Raw genomic sequence first — 16,470 nt, forward strand, 5'->3', positions numbered from 1 at the left:
TGGCGCGTCCCCGGAACTGGGGCAGGACATGATGGCGCGTCCAGGGATGTGGGGCAGGAGGTGGTGGGGCGTCTTGGGGGCAACGAAAAAGCCTCCGGAACCTGGTGGTTCCGGAGGCTTTCCTTGGGTGGCAGATGAGGGATTCGAACCCCCGTAGGCGTTGCCAGCTGATTTACAGTCAGCCCCCTTTGGCCGCTCGGGTAATCTGCCGAACTTCAAAAGAAGTACCCGCCGATGCAGTGTTGGGAAGCTCCGTTTCCGGCGCTTTCCGCTTCAGTAACCGCGGGCAAGACAACTTTACAGAACTTCCGGCGAAGAATCGAATCGGGGCTTCCAGTGGCCCAGATCCCTTGAAACCATGCGGAACTAAGGCCGGTCAGCCCTCGCCCAGAATGCGCCCGGCCAGCTTGGCTTCAAAGCTCAGCGCCTGCTCCTCGGTGATCTGGTTCAGCTGCACAGCGCGCTGCAGGTCGGCACGGACCCCGTCCATGCGGGAGGAAGCATCCGCCACGGGACTGAAGATGATGGAGGCCGCCACCGCTGCTGCCGCCACCGACGACGCCGCTGTAGCCACCGCCCCTGCCGCTGCGGTAGTGGTCCGGGTGACGTAACGGGCGGCTTTGCGGTGCATGGTGTTCCCTTCGAACTGCGGTACAACTGCTCCAACTCTTGCCAGCCCTCCTTCGTTCCTCCGGTACGTCCGCTGAGAGGGAACTGTGAATCAGGCGCCCCCACCAGCCGGGGCATCCGTACTAGGCTGGATGCCAGTGATCCAGGCCCTGTACCCGCACGGGGCTCCCATCAACAAAGGAGAGTCATGGCAGGCGAGTCAACGTTCGACGTCGTAAGCAAAGTGGACAAGCAGGAAGTCGCGAACGCGCTCAACCAGTCCCAAAAGGAAATCGCCCAGCGCTATGACTTCAAGGGCGTGGGCGCCGAGATCGACTTCAGCGGCGAGAAGATCCTCATGAAGGCCAACTCGGAAGAGCGCGTCAAGGCCGTCCTGGACGTCTTCCAGTCCAAGCTGATCAAGCGCGGCATCTCGCTGAAGTCCCTCGACGAGGGCGAACCCTACGCCTCGGGCAAGGAATACCGTTTGGAGGCCTCCATCAAGGAAGGCATTGCCCAGGACCTGGCCAAGAAGATCAACAAGCTCATCCGCGACGAAGCACCGAAGTCGGTCAAGTCGCAGATCCAGGGCGACGAGTTGCGCGTCTCCTCCAAATCGCGGGACGACCTGCAGGCCACCATGGCCCTGCTCAAGGACTTCGATGAAGCAGACCTGCAGTTTGTGAACTTCCGCAGCTAGCACTCCGCCGCCGTCTGAGACGCGGCAAAAACATATACGCCACGCAGAACGGCTGGCGCACCCGGAATACGGGGTGCGCCAGCCTTTTTGCGTATTCCGGCCGGTTTTACACAACGCGCACTGCCGGAAAGTAACCTCAGGACAATTACGGCACGTTTAGTTTGCGTAATCGACGCTGCCGGGTAATCTCTTCCTTAGGCCTGCCTAAGTAAGGGCAGCCTGAGCGAAAGAACACTTGATGACTGCCAACTTCCTCATCGGCCTGCGCGAAGGACTCGAAGCCACCCTGGTGGTGGTCCTCCTCATGGCCTACCTGGCCAAAACGGACCGCCGCCACCTCATTCCCCGGCTCTGGGTGGGCGTGGCAGCAGCGGTTGCCGTGTCCGTTGCCTTCGGCGCCCTGCTGACCTTCGGGCCGAAAGGCCTCACCTTTGAAGCGCAGGAGGCCATCGGCGGCACCTTGTCCATCGCCGCCGTCGGCCTGGTGACGTGGATGGTGTTCTGGATGGCACGCACCGCGCGGACCCTGGGAAGCGATCTAAAGAGCCGCGTGGACAAGTCAGCGGGCGGCGCCGGTTGGGGCCTGGCGGTGGTGGCCGCCATCGCGGTGGGACGCGAAGGCCTGGAAACCGCCCTCTTCCTCTTGGCTGCGGCCAAGGCCACCGGCGAGTCCACCCAGCCGCTCATCGGCGCCCTGCTGGGCCTGGCAGCCGCGGCCGGCTTCGGCTACCTGCTGCACCGGGGAGTCCTGAAAGTAAACCTCTCGCGTTTCTTCACCTGGACCGGGGCAGCCCTGATCGTCATCGCCGGCGGCGTCCTGTCCTACGGCATCCATGACCTCCAGGAGGCCGGCCTGCTTCCGGGCCTGCACTCCCTGGCCTTCGACATCAGCGTCGCCGTCCCGCCGTCGTCCTGGTACGGCACCCTGCTCAAGGGCACCCTCAACTTCTCCCCCGCCACCACCTGGCTGGAAGCCGGAGCCTGGCTGCTCTACGTGCTGCCCGTGCTGTTCCTGTACCTCCGCACCAACCACAAGGCACCATCCAGGCCCGCCGGCTCCCACGGCAACACGGCCGCCAAGGCCGTGGCCGCCGCCTAAGTCCCCTTCACCCGCACCAAAGGAATCCCCATGCCTGGCTTCACCCTGCCTCAGAACAGCTTGCCCAAAAATGCCCCCTGCGCCTTCCGCAGCAAGCGCGCCGCCCTGGCCGCCGCCGTCGTCGTCGTGCCGTTGATCCTCACGGGCTGCACGGACAACACCAAGGCCTCGGACACCTCCGGAGGCGCCATCGACGTGGTCAGCTCCAACACCGAATGCAAGGTCTCCGCCACCAGTGTGCCCAGCGGCAACCTCACGTTTTCAGTCAGGAATGAGGGCACCGCGGTCACGGAGTTCTACCTGCTGGCGGCGGACGGGCTGCGCATTCTTGGCGAGGTGGAGAACATTGGCCCGGGCCTGAGCCGCAACCTGGTGGTGACCGCCCCCGCCGGCACCTACACCACCGCCTGCAAGCCCGGCATGGAAGGCGACGGCATCAGGGCTGCGCTGGAGGTCACCCAGTCCGGCAACCAGCCCTCGGCGGACGCGGATTTCCAGAAGCTCCTGGACACCGCCACCACGCAGTACGCGTCCTACGTCAAGGACCAGAGCGAACAGCTGCTCACCGGGACCGAGCAGTTCGCGGCGGCCTTCGCAGCCGGTGACGCGGCGAAGGCGCGCGAGCTGTACGCGGCCACCCGCCAGCACTGGGAGCGGATTGAACCCGTGGCAGAGTCCTTCGGGGACCTGGACCCGCAGCTTGATGCCCGTGAGGCCGATCTTGAGCCCGGACAGGAGTGGACCGGGTGGCACCGCGCGGAGAAGGACCTGTTCCCGCCGGCTGGCTACACGGCCTTGACCGCCGCCGAGCGCTCGGTCATCGCCGACCGCATGGTGGCCGACACCAAGGACCTGGTGGGGCGCACCCGCACGCTGGAGATCTCCGCGGACATGCTGGGCAACGGCGCCAAGGAACTCCTGGATGAGGTTGCCACCGGAAAGGTGACAGGCGAGGAGGAGATCTGGTCGCACACCGATCTTTGGGACTTCCAGGCGAACGTGGACGGCGCCCGCATCGCCTTTGAGAGCCTGAAGCCTGCCCTGCTGCAGAAGGATGCCGCCCTGGCAGCCTCGCTCGATGACAAATTTGCCGCGCTGCAGGCGGAACTTGCCACGCATGCCCAGGGTTCCGGCTTCACCTCCTACGACAAGCTGGCGCCGGAGCAGGTCCAGCAACTGGCGTCCCTGGTGGACGCCCTTGGGGAGCCACTGTCCCGGCTCACGGCGGCGGTGGTCCTGTGACCGGCTGCCCGTTCAGCGCCCCGCCGCGTGAGGCTTCGGAGCCGAACACGGGCGCGGCTTCCGCTCAGGCATCCTCGGATTCCACGGAAGGGGAACGCCCGACGGCGGGCGCCCGCCTGAGCAGGCGCGGCCTGTTTGGCATCGCCGGACTGGGCGGTGCCGCCGCCGGGCTCGCCGCAGGTTTCCTGGGCCACGATGCGGTGGCGGCTTCCGCCGCACCGCCGGCCGTGGACAGTCCGGTGGTCCCCTTCCACGGGGACCACCAGGCCGGCATCACCACCCCGGCCCAGGACCGCCTGCACATGGCCGCGTTCGACGTCACCACCACCAAGCGCGAAGAACTCATCCAGCTGCTCAAGGACTGGACCCGGGCTGCGGAAGCGCTGACCGAAGGCCGCCCGGCCGGCGCGACCGGTGCGGTGGACGGCCCGTATGGAGCCCCGCCCGAGGATACCGGCGAGGCCCTGGACCTCAACGCGGGCAAGCTGACCCTGACCTTCGGTTTCGGCGCGGCCCTCTTCGAGAAGGACGGCGTGGCCCGCTTCGGCCTGGACGGGCGAAAGCCCGAGGCCCTGATTGACCTGCCGCACTTCCCCGGCGACGACCTGGACCCGGCCCGCAGCGGCGGGGACCTGGTGGTCCAGGCCTGCGCCGACGATCCCCAGGTGGCAGTGCACGCGATCCGGAACCTGGCCAGGATCGGGTTCGGAAAGGTCCGGGTGCGGTGGTCCCAGCTGGGATTCGGCCGGACCTCGTCCACCTCCCGCGCCCAGCAGACCCCGCGGAACCTCTTCGGCTTCAAGGACGGCACCAACAACCTCAAGGTCGAGGATGAGCAGCTGCTGGACCAGCATGTGTGGGCCCAGTCCGGGCGGCCCGAGGATGCCTGGTTGACTGGCGGCAGCTACCTGGTGGCCCGGCGGATCCGGATGCACATCGAGATCTGGGACCGCACGTCGCTGGGCGAGCAGGAAGGGCTGATCGGCAGGACCAAGGGCAGCGGCGCACCTCTGTCCGGCGGCGAGGAGTTCACGGAGCCGGATTTCACCCGCCAGGGCAAGGGCGGCAAACCCCTGATTCCGCTCGATTCGCACATGCGGATGGCCCACCCCAGCCAGAACAGCGGCGTGCGGATGCTTCGCCGGGGCTACAACTACACGGACGGTTCCGACGGCGTGGGCCACCTCGATGCGGGCCTGTTCTTCATTGCCTTCGTGACCGATCCCCGTACCCACTACGTCCCGATGCAGATGGCGATGGCCAAGGGCGACACCCTGGCCGTGGAGTACCTGAAACACACGGGCTCGGGGCTGTTCGCCGCCCCCGGCGGGGTGAAGCCCGGCGGATTCATCGGGGACGGCCTGTTCACGTAGCCGGTTGCCCGACCTCCGACGGCGGGGTCCCGGCTACGGCTGCCGGCCCGCCATCCGCTCCAGCCGTGCGATCCGGTCCCGCATGGGCGGGTGGGTGGCGAACAGCTTGTTCATGCCGCCGCCGCGGAACGGGTTGGCGATCATCAGGTGCGAGGCGTTGACTAGCCGCTGGTCCTGCGGCAGCGGGGCAATGCTGACGCCGCGCTCGATCTTGGCCAGGGCTGAGGCGAGCGCCAGCGGATCGCCGGTGAGCTGCGAACCGTCCTCGTCGGCGTCGTACTCCCTGGTGCGGGAGATGGCCATTTGGATCAGCGACGCCGCAAAGGGCGCCAGAAGGGCCATGGCGATCATGGCCAGCGGGTTGGCGTTGCGCCGGTCGCCACCGCCAAAGAACAGCAGCATCTGTCCCACCGACGTAATGACGCCGGCGACGGCGGCGGCCACGGACGAGGTGAGGATGTCGCGGTTGTAGACGTGCATGAGCTCGTGACCCAGGACGCCGCGGAGTTCGCGGGGGTCCAGCAGCTGCAGGATGCCCTCGGTGCAGCAGACGGCGGCGTTTTGTGGGTTCCGGCCGGTGGCGAAGGCGTTGGGGTTCATGGTGGGCGAGACGTAGATGCGCGGCATGGGCTGGTTGGCGCGCATCGAGAGCTCGCGGACAATCTGGTACAGCTGCGGTGCCTGGGCTTCGGTGACCGGAAAGGCCTGCATGGAGCGGATGGCGATCTTGTCGCTGTTCCAGTAGCCGTAGAACGTGGTGCCGACGCCGATCAGGGCCATGATCCAGATGGGCGCCGAACTGCGGGTACCCACGCCGATCAGCCCGCCAAGGCCCAGCAACACCGCCCACAGCACCCCGAAGAGTGCCGCGGTCTTCAGGCCGTTGTGATGGTTATGCACGTTTCCTCCTTGCTTAAGGAACGGCTTGCTAGGGCACCGGGTTCCGGGCATCGTACTTCCGGAAGCCTGGCTGGAGTTTCGCAGCGAGCCATGCCCCCGCGATGCACAGCGCACCGCCGAGCAGCAGGACCCAGCCCTCATTCAAAAGCTTAGTCGCGCCGCCGGCCAGCAGGTCCCCGATCCGGGGGCCGCCGGCCACCACCACGATGAAGACGCCCTGCAGCCGTCCGCGCAGGTGGTCGGGTGCTGCGGCCTGCAGGATGGTGTTCCGGAAGACGCTGCTGATGGAGTCGGCGATGCCGGCCAGGGCGCAGCAGGCGGCGGCGGCCAGCAGCCATAGGGTGACGGCACCGTCCGGCGCGGGCCCGGCGAGCAGCACCACCAGGCCGAACGCGCCGATGGACGCACCCCAGCCCATGACGGAAACCACGACGGCGGTCCCTTGGCGGCGCACGCTGCCCAGCGGCCCGGAGAACAGGCCGGCCAGGAAGGCCCCGACGGCGGTGCAGGCCAGCAGGATGCCCACGGTGGCCTCCCCGCCGCCGATCATGAGCGCCGCTACGGCGGGGAGCAGCGCGCGCGGCTGGGCGAGGACCATGGCCACGAGGTCGATGATGAAGGTCATGCGGAGGTTGGGCCGGGTCCCCAGGAACCGGAACCCCTCAATGACGGACCACAGGCCGGGCTTGCTGTGGTCGCCGGTGGGCGGCATGGGCGGGAGGCGGTAAACGGCCCACAGGACGAACGCGAAGCTGGCGAAGTCGATGGTGTAGGTCCACCCGAACCCGAGCCAGGCCACCAGGACGCCGGCCAGCAGCGGCCCGGCGGTCATGGCCAGGCCCAGGGACAGCATGCTCAGGGCGTTGGCCGCCGGCAGGAGTTCCTTGCGGATGAGCATGGGGATGATGGCGCTGCGGGCCGGCTGGTTGATGGCCTGGGCCCCGCTTTGCAGTGCCACCAGCAGGTACAGCACCCATACGTTGCCCAGGTGCAGCCAGGCCTGGAGCGCGATCAGGCCGGTGGTCAGCCACAGCACGGTGGAAGCCAGCAGGGCGATGCGGCGGCGGTCATGCGCGTCGGCGATGGAGCCGCCCATCAGGCCGCCTATCACCAGGGGAACCAGGGCGAAGATGCCGAGCAACCCGACGTAGAAGCTGTCCTGGGTCAGGCGGTACACCTCAAGGCTCACCGCCACCAGGGTCAGTTGGCTGCCGACGGCGGACACCGCCGATCCCAGCCAGAGCCGGCGGAATGCGGGGCTTTCCTTGAGCGGTGTGACATCGGCAAGTATTTTCCCCACCCCGCAACATTAGCGGGCGACACGATGAAGTAAGCCGCGCCTTATTGTGAGTTATTAATAATAAGTGCTTCAATGGAGCCATGACGGAGCACTTTGACGGCCAGGAAGCGTGGGCTGCAGCCCTGCGCGCCCACGGCCGCAGGGTGACCAAGCAGCGGCTCGCTGTACTCGCCGCCGTCGAACGCCACCCCCATTCCCCTGCCGAAAGCATCCTCGCCGCCGCCCGCACGGAACTGCCCGAACTCACGGCCCAGTCCGTCTATGTGGTCCTGGGCGACCTGACGGACCTGCACATGCTGCGCCGGTTCGAGCCGCCGCACTCCCCCGCCCTGTATGAAACCCGCGTGGGCGACAACCACCACCACGCCATCTGCATCAGCTGCGGACGCGTGGAAGACGTGGACTGCGCCGTCGGCCACGCCCCCTGCCTCACGCCGCACTGGAACCCGGACGCCAAGCCGATGACCATCCAGATCGCCGACGTCATGTACCAGGGCATCTGCCAGGAATGCCAGCAGGCCCAACAGCTTCCTCCCCACAGTCCCTCGCAAGAAAAAGAGAAATAGGAGAACAATGACTGCCGTTTCCACAACCCAGTCAGGTGCACCGGTTACGTCCGACGCACACTCAAAGTCAGTTGGTGCCGACGGTGCCATCATCCTGACTGACCACTACCTGGTGGAAAAGCTCGCCCAGTTCAACCGTGAGCGGGTTCCGGAGCGCGTAGTGCACGCCAAGGGCGGCGGTGCATTCGGTACTTTCAAGACCACCGAGGATGTCTCCAAGTACACCAAGGCCGCGTTCCTGCAGCCTGGCGTCGAGACCGAGATGCTGATCCGCTTCTCCTCCGTGGCCGGCGAGAACGGCTCCCCGGACACCTGGCGCGACCCCCGCGGATTCGCCGTGAAGTTCTACACCAGCGAGGGCAACTACGACCTCGTGGGCAACAACACCCCGGTCTTCTTCATCCGCGACGGCATCAAGTTCCCGGACTTCATCCACTCCCAGAAGCGCCTGCCGGGCACGCACCTGCGCGACGCCGACATGCAGTGGGACTTCTGGACCCTCTCCCCCGAGTCCGCACACCAGGTCACCTGGCTGATGGGTGACCGCGGCCTGCCCGCCTCCTGGCGCGAAATGCAGGGCTACGGCTCGCACACCTACCAGTGGATCAACGCCGAGGGTGAGCGTTTCTGGGTCAAGTACCACTTCAAGTCCAACCAGGGCGTGAACTCCATGAGCTCCGAGCAGGCCGAACAGCTTGCCGGCTCTGACGCGGACTTCTACATCCGCGACCTGTCCGAGAACATCGAGGCCGGCAACTTCCCGTCCTGGGACCTGCACGTGCAGGTCATGCCGTACGAGGATGCCAAGACCTACCGCTTCAACCCGTTCGACCTCACCAAGGTCTGGCCGCACGCTGACTACCCGCTGATCAAGGTGGGCACCATGGAGCTGAACAAGAACCCGGAGAACTACTTCGCGCAGATCGAGCAGGCCACCTTCGCGCCGTCGAACTTCGTGCCCGGCATCGCCGCCTCCCCGGACAAGATGCTGCAGGCCCGCATCTTCTCCTACGCGGACGCACACCGCTACCGCGTGGGCACCAACCACGCCCAGATCCCGGTGAACCAGCCCAAGAACCAGGTCAACAACTACAGCCAGGACGGCCAGGGACGTTTCCTGTTCAACGCACCCTCGGTTCCCGTGTACGCCCCCAACACTTTTGGGGGACCGGCTGCACTTGAGCCGCAGAACCCGGCCGGCGGCTGGGAGAACGACGGCGAGCTGACCCTTGCTGCGCACTCCCTCCACGCCGAGGACGGCGACTTCGTCCAGGCCGGCACGCTGTACCGCGAGGTCTACAACGAAGCAGAAAAAGCCCGCTTCCTGGAGACCATCACCGGTGCCGTGGGCGGTGTAAAGCGCTCCGACATCAAGGAACGCGCCATCCAGTACTGGACCAACGTCGACGCCGAACTGGGCGCCAAGCTGCGCGCCAACCTCGGCACGGTGGCTGCCCCCTCGGCTCCCACCTCGGATGCAGAGTCCGCCAACAAGATCGGCTGACCAGGCTTCCTGCCTGCTGACAGAAAAGACCACCCCGCCACAGGCTTCCTGTGGCGGGGTGGTCTTTTTGCTGGCCCTTTTGCACATACGGTCCTGGCGCTCTGGCCCGATCGCGCGGCTGGACCCTAGGCTCCCTTCATGGAAACATTTTCAGGCATTCCCCCGGAAGCCTTCGGGTTTTATGCGGAGCTCGAAGAGAACAACAACCGCGACTGGTGGCTGGAACACAAAGCCACGTACGACGAATCGGTCAAGGAGCCGCTCACCCTCCTGCTCTCCGAGCTGGAGCCCGAGTTCGGACCTGCCAAGCTCTTCCGCCCCAACCGGGACATCCGTTTCTCGATGGACAAGTCACCGTACAAGACTGCCCAGGGAGCCTTCGCCGCGCGCCAGGAAGGCGTGGGTTTCTACCTCCAAATCAACGCAGACGGGCTGTTGATCGGTGGCGGCTACCACTCCCACACGCCCGCGCAGCTGGCCCGGTTCCGCGCGGCCGCTGATGCGTCCGCCAGCGGCGCAGCCCTGCAGGACATCGTGGATGCCGCGGCCGGGGCCGGTTTTGCCATCGAGGGCGAGAAGCTGAAAACCGTCCCGCGGGGTTTCGACAAGGAGCATCCCCGCGCCGAACTGCTCAAGCACAAATCGCTGTCCGCGGGTGTCGAGGTGGGCCAGCCGGAGTGGGTGTCCACACCGGCCGCGAAGGAGCAGATCGCGGAACGGTGGCGGCAGCTGCGGCCGCTCGTGGAATGGGTGGGACGGTACGCGGCGCCGTAACCGGAACACTGCAACAGCAGAGCCGGGGCGCCGGGCGGGAAACAATGAAAGTCCGTAAACGCGGCTGCCCGCCCGGCGGAGGCCGGGCGGGCAGTTCAGCAGCTGGTGCGGCCGGCCATCAGGTCCGGCTCAGCTCATCCTCGTCCTCAGGTTCCGCGGCTTTGCTCGGAGCGGAACCAAGGGTGCCGTTGACCGTCGCGTTGGCTTCGGCGAAGCGCTCGTTGAGCCGTGAGTGGCGCTGGCCGTAGGCGAAGTAGATGGCCAGGCCCAGGACCAGCCAGAAGGCGAAGAAGATCCAGGTTTCCACGGCGAGGTTGGTCATCAGGTACAGGCACAGCACGGCAGACACGATGGGGACCACCTTGCCGAACGGAACGCGGAACGCAGGCTTCAGGTCCGGGCGCTTCCTGCGGAGCACCAGGATGCCCAGGCTGACCACCACGAACGCGGACAGCGTACCGATGTTGATCATTTCCTCGAGCAGGTCCACGTTGGTGAGCCCGGCCACGAGGGCCACCGCGGCACCGCAGATGACCTGGAGGCGGACCGGGGTGGACCGCTTGTCGCTGGTCTTGGACAGCGCCCGGGGCAGCAGGCCGTCGCGGCTCATGGCCAGCACCACGCGGGACAGGCCCATGAGGAGCACCATGATCACGGTGGTCAGGCCCACCAGGGAACCGAAGGCGATGACCTTGGCCGCGGAAGTGTCGCCCACGGCTTCGAAGGCCGTGGTGAGGGTGGGGCTCTTGGCCTCGGCCAGCTGGGTGTAGGACACCATGCCGGTGAGGGCGAGGGACACGAGGATGTAGAGCAGCGTCACCAAAGCCAGGCCGCCGAAGATTCCTCGGGGCAGGGTCTTCTGCGGATTCTTCACTTCTTCAGCGGACGTGGCCACCACGTCGAAGCCGATGAAGGCGAAGAACACCAGGGCGGCACCGGCGAAGATGCCCATGGTGCCGTACTGGGCAGGGGCAGCTCCTGTCAGGAAGCCGAAGAAGGACTGCTTCAGGACGTCTGCGGCGCCGGTGCCGGCCGTGGGCTCGGCTGCCGGAACGAACGGGCTGTAGTTCTCGAACTTCACGTAGGTGAAGCCCACCACGATCACGAACAGCACCACGGCGATCTTGATCAGCGTGAAGATGTTGCCCACGCGGGCGGAGAGCTTGGTGCCCAGCACCAGCAGCACGGTGAAGATGGCCACGATCAGGAATGCACCCCAGTAGAGGTCCACCCCGCCCAGCGAGATGGCCGGCGGGATGTCCAGGCCCGTGAGGGCAAACACCTTGCTGAGGTAGATGCCCCAGTACTTGGCGATCACGGCAGCGGCCGTGAACAGCTCAAGGATCAGGTTCCAGCCGATGATCCAGGCAAGGAGTTCGCCCATCGTGGCGTAGGTGAAAACGTAGGCAGATCCCGCCACGGGAATGGCGGTGGCGAACTCGGCGTAGCACATGATGGCCAGCGCGCAGGTGACCGCGGCGATCGCGAAGGAGAGCGTAACAGCGGGACCGGCAAAGTTGGCGGCAGCCTTTGCGCCGACCGAGAAGATACCGGCGCCGACAGCAACGGCGACGCCCATGATCATGAGGTCCCAGGTGCTGAGGGAACGCTTAAGCTTGCGTCCGGGTTCATCGGCGTCGGCGATCGACTGCTCGATGGATTTTGTCCGCAGAAGGTTCATTGGGGGTCACAATCCTGGTTTGTGAGGGAAACAGACCTATCAACGATACTGTCCATCCAATGGACGGTCCCAATTGTCCCGAATAGTGAGACAGCCCCGATGCCGAACATTCTTCTGCCAAAGCACTCGAGGCCCTCCGAATGGAGAGCCCCGAGTGCCTATCGATCGAACTTCCTAGGAGGGCCATTCCATCAGCGTGGACCGGATCAGGAAGCGTTTACCCTCAGGTGCTTCAACGGAGAAGCCGCTCCCCCGTCCCGGTACGACGTCGATGGTCAGATGGGTGTGGCTCCAGTAGTTGAACTGCTCCCGGGACATCCAGAACTCCAGCGGCAGCGGCTGCAATCCGTCCGAAAGGTCGAACAGCCCCAGCAGGACGTCCGCGTCCCCGGTGATGAAGTCCCCGGCCGGATAGCACATAGGCGAGGACCCGTCGCAGCAGCCGCCGGACTGATGGAACATGAGCGGGCCATGCTTGTCCCACAGCATCCGGAGCAGGTCCACGGCAGCCGGCGTGAGCGCCACCCGGGAGAAATCTTCCCCGGGCAGCGTCACGGCGGCAGCCAGCCCTTCGGCCGGCATCAGAACCTCAGCACCACGCGGCCGTCGATCTTGGCGTGCTTCATCTCATCGAGCACAGCGTTGACCTCCGACAGCTCCCGGACCGACACCGTGGGGTGGATCTTCCCCCGGGCATAGAAATCCAGGGCTTCCTCCATGTCCTGCCGGGTGCCGACGATCGAGCCGCGGACAGTCAGTCCCTTGAGCACAATCTCGAAGATCGGCGCCGGGAAATCGCCCGGCGGCAGTCCATTGAACACGATGGTGCCACCGCGGCGGGCCATCCCAATGGCCTGTCCAAACGCTGACGGGTGCACCGCAGTGACCAGCACTCCATGGCAGCCTCCTGTCTCCCGCTGGATCACCTCCGCCGGGTCCTCATGCAGGGCGTTGACCGTCACTTCAGCGCCGTGGACTTTGGCCAGCGCGAGCTTGTCGTCGGCGATATCCACAGCCGCTACACGGAGTCCCATGGCCACGGCGTACTGGACCGCGATGTGCCCCAGGCCGCCGATGCCGGAAATGGTGACCCACTGGCCCGGCCGGGTTTCGGTCATCTTCAGCCCCTTGTAGACGGTGACGCCGGCGCACAGCACCGGCGCCACCTCGACGGGGTCGGATCCCGCCGGTATGCGCGCGGCGAACCGGGAGTCAACCAGCATGTACTCGCCGAAGGAGCCGTCCACGCTGTAACCGCCGTTCTGCTGCGCCTCGCAGAGGGTTTCCCAGCCGGTGCGGCAGTACTGGCAGTCGCCGCAGGCTGACCACAGCCACGCGTTGCCCACCAGGTCACCGATGGCGAGGTCGGTAACCCCCTCGCCCAAGGCGACTACTTCGCCCACGCCCTCATGCCCGGGAACGAACGGAGGGGAGGGTTTGACCGGCCAGTCGCCTTCCGCGGCGTGGAGGTCGGTGTGGCAGACGCCGGTGGTCAGGACCTTGACAAGGGCCTGTCCCGGCCCCGGCTCGGGAATGGCGACGTCCTTGACCTTAAGGTCGGTGCCGAATTCGGTTACTACTGCTGCTTGCATTGTCGTCGTCATTGGCGAAATCCTTGCGTCGTTGTAGTGGTGCGGGCTGGGCCTAGAAGAAGCCCAGCTTGTTTTCGTCGTAGCTGACCAGCAGGTTCTTGGTCTGCTGGTAGTGGTCCAGCATCATGGCGTGGTTCTCACGCCCGATGCCCGAGGACTTGTAGCCGCCGAAGGCAGCACCTGCCGGGTAGGCGTGGTAGTTGTTGACCCAGACGCGGCCGGCCTGGATTTCACGGCCTGCGCGGTAGGCCACGTTGCCGCTGCGGGACCAGACGCCTGCGCCCAGTCCGTACAGGGTGTCGTTGGCGATGCCCATGGCGTCGTTGTAGTCGCTGAACCTGGTCACGGCCACCACGGGGCCGAAAATCTCCTCCTGGAAGATCCGCATCCGGTTGTGGCCTTCGAACACAGTGGGCTGGACGTAGAAGCCGCCGGCGAGGTCACCCGGAAGTTCGGCCCGCGCGCCGCCCGTGAGCACCTTGGCGCCTTCCTGCTTTCCGATGTCGATGTAGGACAGGATTTTCTCCAGCTGGTCGTTGGAGGCCTGCGCACCGACCTGCGTGTCGGTGTCCAGCGGGTTGCCCTGGATCATCTTTTCCACCCGGGCCACGGCGTCGGCCATGAAGGAGTCGTAGATGTCCTCCTGGACCAGGGCCCGTGACGGGCAGGTGCAGACTTCGCCCTGGTTGAAGGCGAACAGCGCAAAGCCTTCCTGGGCCTTGTCGTAGAAGGCGTCGTTTTCCTGGGCAACGTCATTGAAGAAGATGTTGGGGCTCTTGCCGCCCAGTTCCAGGGTGACGGGGATGAGGTTCTGGCTGGCGTACTGGCTGATGAGCCGCCCGGTGGTGGTTTCACCGGTGAAGGCGATCTTCCGGATCCGGGAACTGGATGCCAGCGGCTTGCCGGCCTCCACACCGAACCCGTTGACCACGTTCACCACGCCGGCCGGCAGCAGGTCCCCGATAAGTTCCATCAGCACCAGGATCGACGAGGGCGTCTGCTCCGCGGGCTTGAGCACCACGGTGTTGCCGGCGGCGAGCGCGGGCGCCAGTTTCCAGACGGCCATCAGGATGGGGAAGTTCCAGGGGATGATTTGGCCCACCACGCCGAGCGGTTCGTGGAAGTGGTAGGCGGTGGTGTTGTCATCGAGCTGGGAGAGGCTGCCCTCCTGGGCCCGGACGGCGGAGGCGAAGTAGCGGAAGTGGTCCGAGGCCAGCGGCAGGTCGGCGTTGAGGGTTTCCCGGACGGGTTTGCCGTTGTCCCAGGTTTCGGCGACGGCGAGCATCTCCAGGTTCTCGTCAATGCGGTCGGCGATCTTGTTCAGGATGGCGGCGCGTTCCGCCACTGAGGTCTTGCCCCAGGAGGGTGCGGCCTTGTGTGCCGCGTCCAGGGCCAGTTCGATGTCCTCAGCGGTGCCGCGGGCCACCTCGCAGAACGCCTTGCCGGTCACCGGGGTGATGTTCTCGAAGTACTGGCCCTTCACCGGGGCCACCCATTCGCCGCCAATCCAGTTCTCGTACCGGTCCTTGAAGGTGACCTTCGAACCGTCGGTTCCCGGCTGTGCGTAAACGGTCATGTGCTTAGCTCCTTTGCTGTGCAGAAGGCTGGCCCCGAAGGGGCGCTCGCCGATGAAGCCAGCGTAGGAGCGCGGAGGTTGCAGCAAGGTTGCAACGGTGCGATGCAGATCACAGTGCACAATGGCCGGCCCTGTGAAACGTCTGAAGTCAGGCGCGCAGTTCGGCTTCCAGCCGTTCCAGGTCGGCCACGACGGCGGCCCGCTTGGGTGAGCGCGGCGGCAGGAGGCGGAGCGCGGCGCGGCGGATGACGACGTCGGCCCTTGCCTCCGGGAGGGCAGCGTACCTGAGCAGGGACTCGGCGCTGCCGTCCGTAAGGACCGCTTCCCGGAGCAGGGAGGACACCCTGTGCCTCAGGTCGAGAATGCCGGGAGCCTCCGAGCGGGGAAGCACCTCGCCGCGGTAGATTTCCAGGGCTATCCGGTGCGCACCGCGCTGCAGGCAGCTGAGAACCTGGCCCGAATCCGGCACCAGGTCCAGCGGGAGCCGGTAGGGGCGTGAGCCGGGGACAGCGTCGGGACTCAGCTGCTGGATGACCTTGCGCAGCCGGACCATCTCGGCCCGCAGCGTGATGGTGGAACCCTCCCCCGGGTACAGCAGCGAACCGAGTTCCTCGGCGCTGAGCCCATCCGGATGCGCGCTCAGCAGGGCCAGGATCTCACTGTGCCGCGCGGACAGGGAAACGGTCCTGCCGCCCAGGCTGAGCAGGGCCTGGTCCCGGCCCAGCAGCTGGAGGCTGTTGCGGTAGAGGCTGCCTTCCGTGGCCCCCCGACTGCGCCCGGCGGCAGCCGGGGACCGCCGTCGGACGGGTTTGCTGGCGAGCTCCGCCGCAAGCTGCAGGCGCTCCACCCGCAGCTGCGCCTGTGCGGCAGCAACGGTGGCTTCCACCAGCGACAGCGTGTGCGGCGCCACCGCGGTGGCCGTCCCGGTAATGTCCACGACGCCGAGCACGGCGCCCGAGTCGGGGTCGTGGAAGGGGACGGCGGTGCAGCTCCAGGGGTGGACCGCCCGCTGGTAGTGCTCCGCCCCGGCGATCTGGATGCCCCTGCCCAAGGCAAGGGCGGTGCCGGGCGCGCTGGTGCCGACGCTGGCTTCGGACCAGTCGGCACCGGGAACGAACATCATGCCTTCCGCCCGGCGCTGGAGGGTGGGGTCGCCGTCCACCCACAGGAGCCTGCCCACCTCGTCGCCCACCGCAACCAGGAGTCCGCTGTCATGGCTGGGCTGGACCAGGAGTTTGTTGATGACCGGCATGATCGCGGCCAGGGGGTGCTGCCGGCGGTAGTCCTCCAATTGGTCCCAGTCGAAGGCCAGCGGCGCGGCCGCGTTGTCCGGGTTGGCCTTGAAGCTCGCCGAGCGCTGCCAGGACTCCCTGATGAGGTTGCGCAGCCCCGGAATCTCGGGGGTTGAGGCGGCGGGATCCGATCCCAGGCGCTCATGTCCGGCCAGCGCCGCTCGCTGGCGCGGTTCAGGGTGGAGCAGGTTCGTCATCGAACTCCCGTTCCGGAGTCTTGTCCGGCGATGCAGGGCCGGAGGGTGGCCCAGCCAGCATAGCT

Annotated in this window: 15 protein-coding genes and 1 tRNA gene; 7 read left to right on the forward strand and 9 right to left on the reverse strand. The window is 66.3% G+C overall.

All coding sequences use genetic code 11. From position 1 onward, the window contains the following. Window positions 1–128 precede the first annotated feature (128 nt). Window positions 129–210, reverse strand: a tRNA-Tyr gene (locus tag ACR65J_RS04585). 166 nt (window positions 211–376) lie between these two features. Further along, the gene (locus ACR65J_RS04590; protein ID WP_440166460.1) at window positions 377–631 is read right to left on the reverse strand and encodes a hypothetical protein; all 255 of its coding nucleotides are present in this window, start codon (window positions 629–631) and stop codon (window positions 377–379) included. Between the two features lie 186 nt (window positions 632–817). Between ACR65J_RS04590 and ACR65J_RS04595 the strand changes: the two genes are divergently transcribed. From ACR65J_RS04595 to efeB, 4 genes are all read left to right on the forward strand, one after another. Next, complete coding sequence (locus ACR65J_RS04595; RefSeq protein WP_440166462.1) at window positions 818–1,309, forward strand: YajQ family cyclic di-GMP-binding protein; 492 nt, start codon at window positions 818–820, stop codon at window positions 1,307–1,309. A 238-nt stretch (window positions 1,310–1,547) separates the two neighbouring features. Beyond that, window positions 1,548–2,408 (forward strand): iron uptake transporter permease EfeU, encoded by an 861-nt coding sequence (gene efeU, locus ACR65J_RS04600; protein WP_440166464.1) that lies wholly within the window; start codon window positions 1,548–1,550, stop codon window positions 2,406–2,408. Window positions 2,409–2,438: 30 nt separating this feature from the next. After that, window positions 2,439–3,650, forward strand: a complete 1,212-nt coding sequence (efeO, locus tag ACR65J_RS04605; RefSeq protein ID WP_440166466.1) for an iron uptake system protein EfeO — start codon at window positions 2,439–2,441, stop codon at window positions 3,648–3,650. After that, window positions 3,647–5,023 (forward strand): iron uptake transporter deferrochelatase/peroxidase subunit, encoded by a 1,377-nt coding sequence (gene efeB / locus ACR65J_RS04610; RefSeq protein ID WP_440166468.1) that lies wholly within the window; start codon window positions 3,647–3,649, stop codon window positions 5,021–5,023. The genes efeO and efeB overlap by 4 nt, the downstream gene beginning before the upstream one ends. A 33-nt stretch (window positions 5,024–5,056) precedes the next feature. Here efeB and htpX read toward each other — a convergent pair whose 3' ends face one another. After that, on the reverse strand, window positions 5,057–5,923 hold the full coding sequence (htpX, locus tag ACR65J_RS04615; RefSeq protein ID WP_440166471.1) for a zinc metalloprotease HtpX: 867 nt from the start codon (window positions 5,921–5,923) through the stop codon (window positions 5,057–5,059). A gap of 28 nt (window positions 5,924–5,951) precedes the next feature. Beyond that, window positions 5,952–7,223: an MFS transporter gene (locus ACR65J_RS04620; RefSeq protein WP_440166473.1), complete on the reverse strand. Its 1,272-nt coding sequence runs from the start codon at window positions 7,221–7,223 to the stop codon at window positions 5,952–5,954. Window positions 7,224–7,303: 80 nt separating this feature from the next. Between ACR65J_RS04620 and ACR65J_RS04625 the strand changes: the two genes are divergently transcribed. The 3 genes from ACR65J_RS04625 (at window position 7,304) to ACR65J_RS04635 (ending at window position 10,067) form a co-directional block, all read left to right on the forward strand. After that, window positions 7,304–7,789, forward strand: coding sequence for a Fur family transcriptional regulator (locus ACR65J_RS04625; protein WP_440166474.1), 486 nt, complete (start codon window positions 7,304–7,306; stop codon window positions 7,787–7,789). Between the two features lie 7 nt (window positions 7,790–7,796). Beyond that, window positions 7,797–9,293, forward strand: coding sequence for a catalase (locus tag ACR65J_RS04630; protein ID WP_440166476.1), 1,497 nt, complete (start codon window positions 7,797–7,799; stop codon window positions 9,291–9,293). A gap of 138 nt (window positions 9,294–9,431) precedes the next feature. After that, window positions 9,432–10,067 carry a DUF2461 domain-containing protein gene (locus tag ACR65J_RS04635; protein ID WP_440166478.1) on the forward strand — a complete coding sequence of 212 codons (636 nt, stop codon included), beginning with the start codon at window positions 9,432–9,434 and terminating at the stop codon, window positions 10,065–10,067. Window positions 10,068–10,185: 118 nt separating this feature from the next. Here the strand turns inward: ACR65J_RS04635 and ACR65J_RS04640 are convergent, their stop codons facing one another. The 5 genes from ACR65J_RS04640 to ACR65J_RS04660 all read right to left on the reverse strand — a co-directional run bounded on the left by ACR65J_RS04640 (window position 10,186) and on the right by ACR65J_RS04660 (window position 16,405). Further along, window positions 10,186–11,748, reverse strand: a complete 1,563-nt coding sequence (locus ACR65J_RS04640; RefSeq protein WP_440166480.1) for an amino acid permease — start codon at window positions 11,746–11,748, stop codon at window positions 10,186–10,188. Between the two features lie 174 nt (window positions 11,749–11,922). Next, complete coding sequence (locus ACR65J_RS04645; RefSeq protein WP_440166482.1) at window positions 11,923–12,330, reverse strand: DUF779 domain-containing protein; 408 nt, start codon at window positions 12,328–12,330, stop codon at window positions 11,923–11,925. Beyond that, window positions 12,330–13,352 carry an alcohol dehydrogenase AdhP gene (gene adhP, locus ACR65J_RS04650; protein ID WP_440166483.1) on the reverse strand — a complete coding sequence of 341 codons (1,023 nt, stop codon included), beginning with the start codon at window positions 13,350–13,352 and terminating at the stop codon, window positions 12,330–12,332. Before adhP ends, ACR65J_RS04645 begins: the two co-directional genes overlap by 1 nt. A 40-nt stretch (window positions 13,353–13,392) precedes the next feature. Next, window positions 13,393–14,916, reverse strand: coding sequence for an acetaldehyde dehydrogenase ExaC (gene exaC / locus ACR65J_RS04655; protein ID WP_440166484.1), 1,524 nt, complete (start codon window positions 14,914–14,916; stop codon window positions 13,393–13,395). Window positions 14,917–15,064: 148 nt separating this feature from the next. Next, a complete protein-coding gene (locus ACR65J_RS04660; protein ID WP_440166486.1) occupies window positions 15,065–16,405 on the reverse strand; it encodes a GAF domain-containing protein in 1,341 nt (446 codons plus the stop codon). Between the last annotated feature and the right edge of the window lie 65 nt (window positions 16,406–16,470).

This window comes from Arthrobacter sp. SAFR-044, assembly GCF_059414985.1.

Coding starts and splice junctions, on each gene's coding strand:
- ACR65J_RS04590 (WP_440166460.1), bottom strand. CDS start 631: ATGCACCGCAAAGCCGCCCGTTACGTCACCCGGACCACTACCGCAGCG.
- ACR65J_RS04595 (WP_440166462.1), top strand. CDS start 818: ATGGCAGGCGAGTCAACGTTCGACGTCGTAAGCAAAGTGGACAAGCAG.
- efeU (WP_440166464.1), top strand. CDS start 1,548: ATGACTGCCAACTTCCTCATCGGCCTGCGCGAAGGACTCGAAGCCACC.
- efeO (WP_440166466.1), top strand. CDS start 2,439: ATGCCTGGCTTCACCCTGCCTCAGAACAGCTTGCCCAAAAATGCCCCC.
- ACR65J_RS04625 (WP_440166474.1), top strand. CDS start 7,304: ATGACGGAGCACTTTGACGGCCAGGAAGCGTGGGCTGCAGCCCTGCGC.
- ACR65J_RS04630 (WP_440166476.1), top strand. CDS start 7,797: ATGACTGCCGTTTCCACAACCCAGTCAGGTGCACCGGTTACGTCCGAC.
- ACR65J_RS04635 (WP_440166478.1), top strand. CDS start 9,432: ATGGAAACATTTTCAGGCATTCCCCCGGAAGCCTTCGGGTTTTATGCG.
- ACR65J_RS04640 (WP_440166480.1), bottom strand. CDS start 11,748: ATGAACCTTCTGCGGACAAAATCCATCGAGCAGTCGATCGCCGACGCC.
- ACR65J_RS04645 (WP_440166482.1), bottom strand. CDS start 12,330: ATGCCGGCCGAAGGGCTGGCTGCCGCCGTGACGCTGCCCGGGGAAGAT.
- adhP (WP_440166483.1), bottom strand. CDS start 13,352: ATGACGACGACAATGCAAGCAGCAGTAGTAACCGAATTCGGCACCGAC.
- exaC (WP_440166484.1), bottom strand. CDS start 14,916: ATGACCGTTTACGCACAGCCGGGAACCGACGGTTCGAAGGTCACCTTC.
- ACR65J_RS04660 (WP_440166486.1), bottom strand. CDS start 16,405: ATGACGAACCTGCTCCACCCTGAACCGCGCCAGCGAGCGGCGCTGGCC.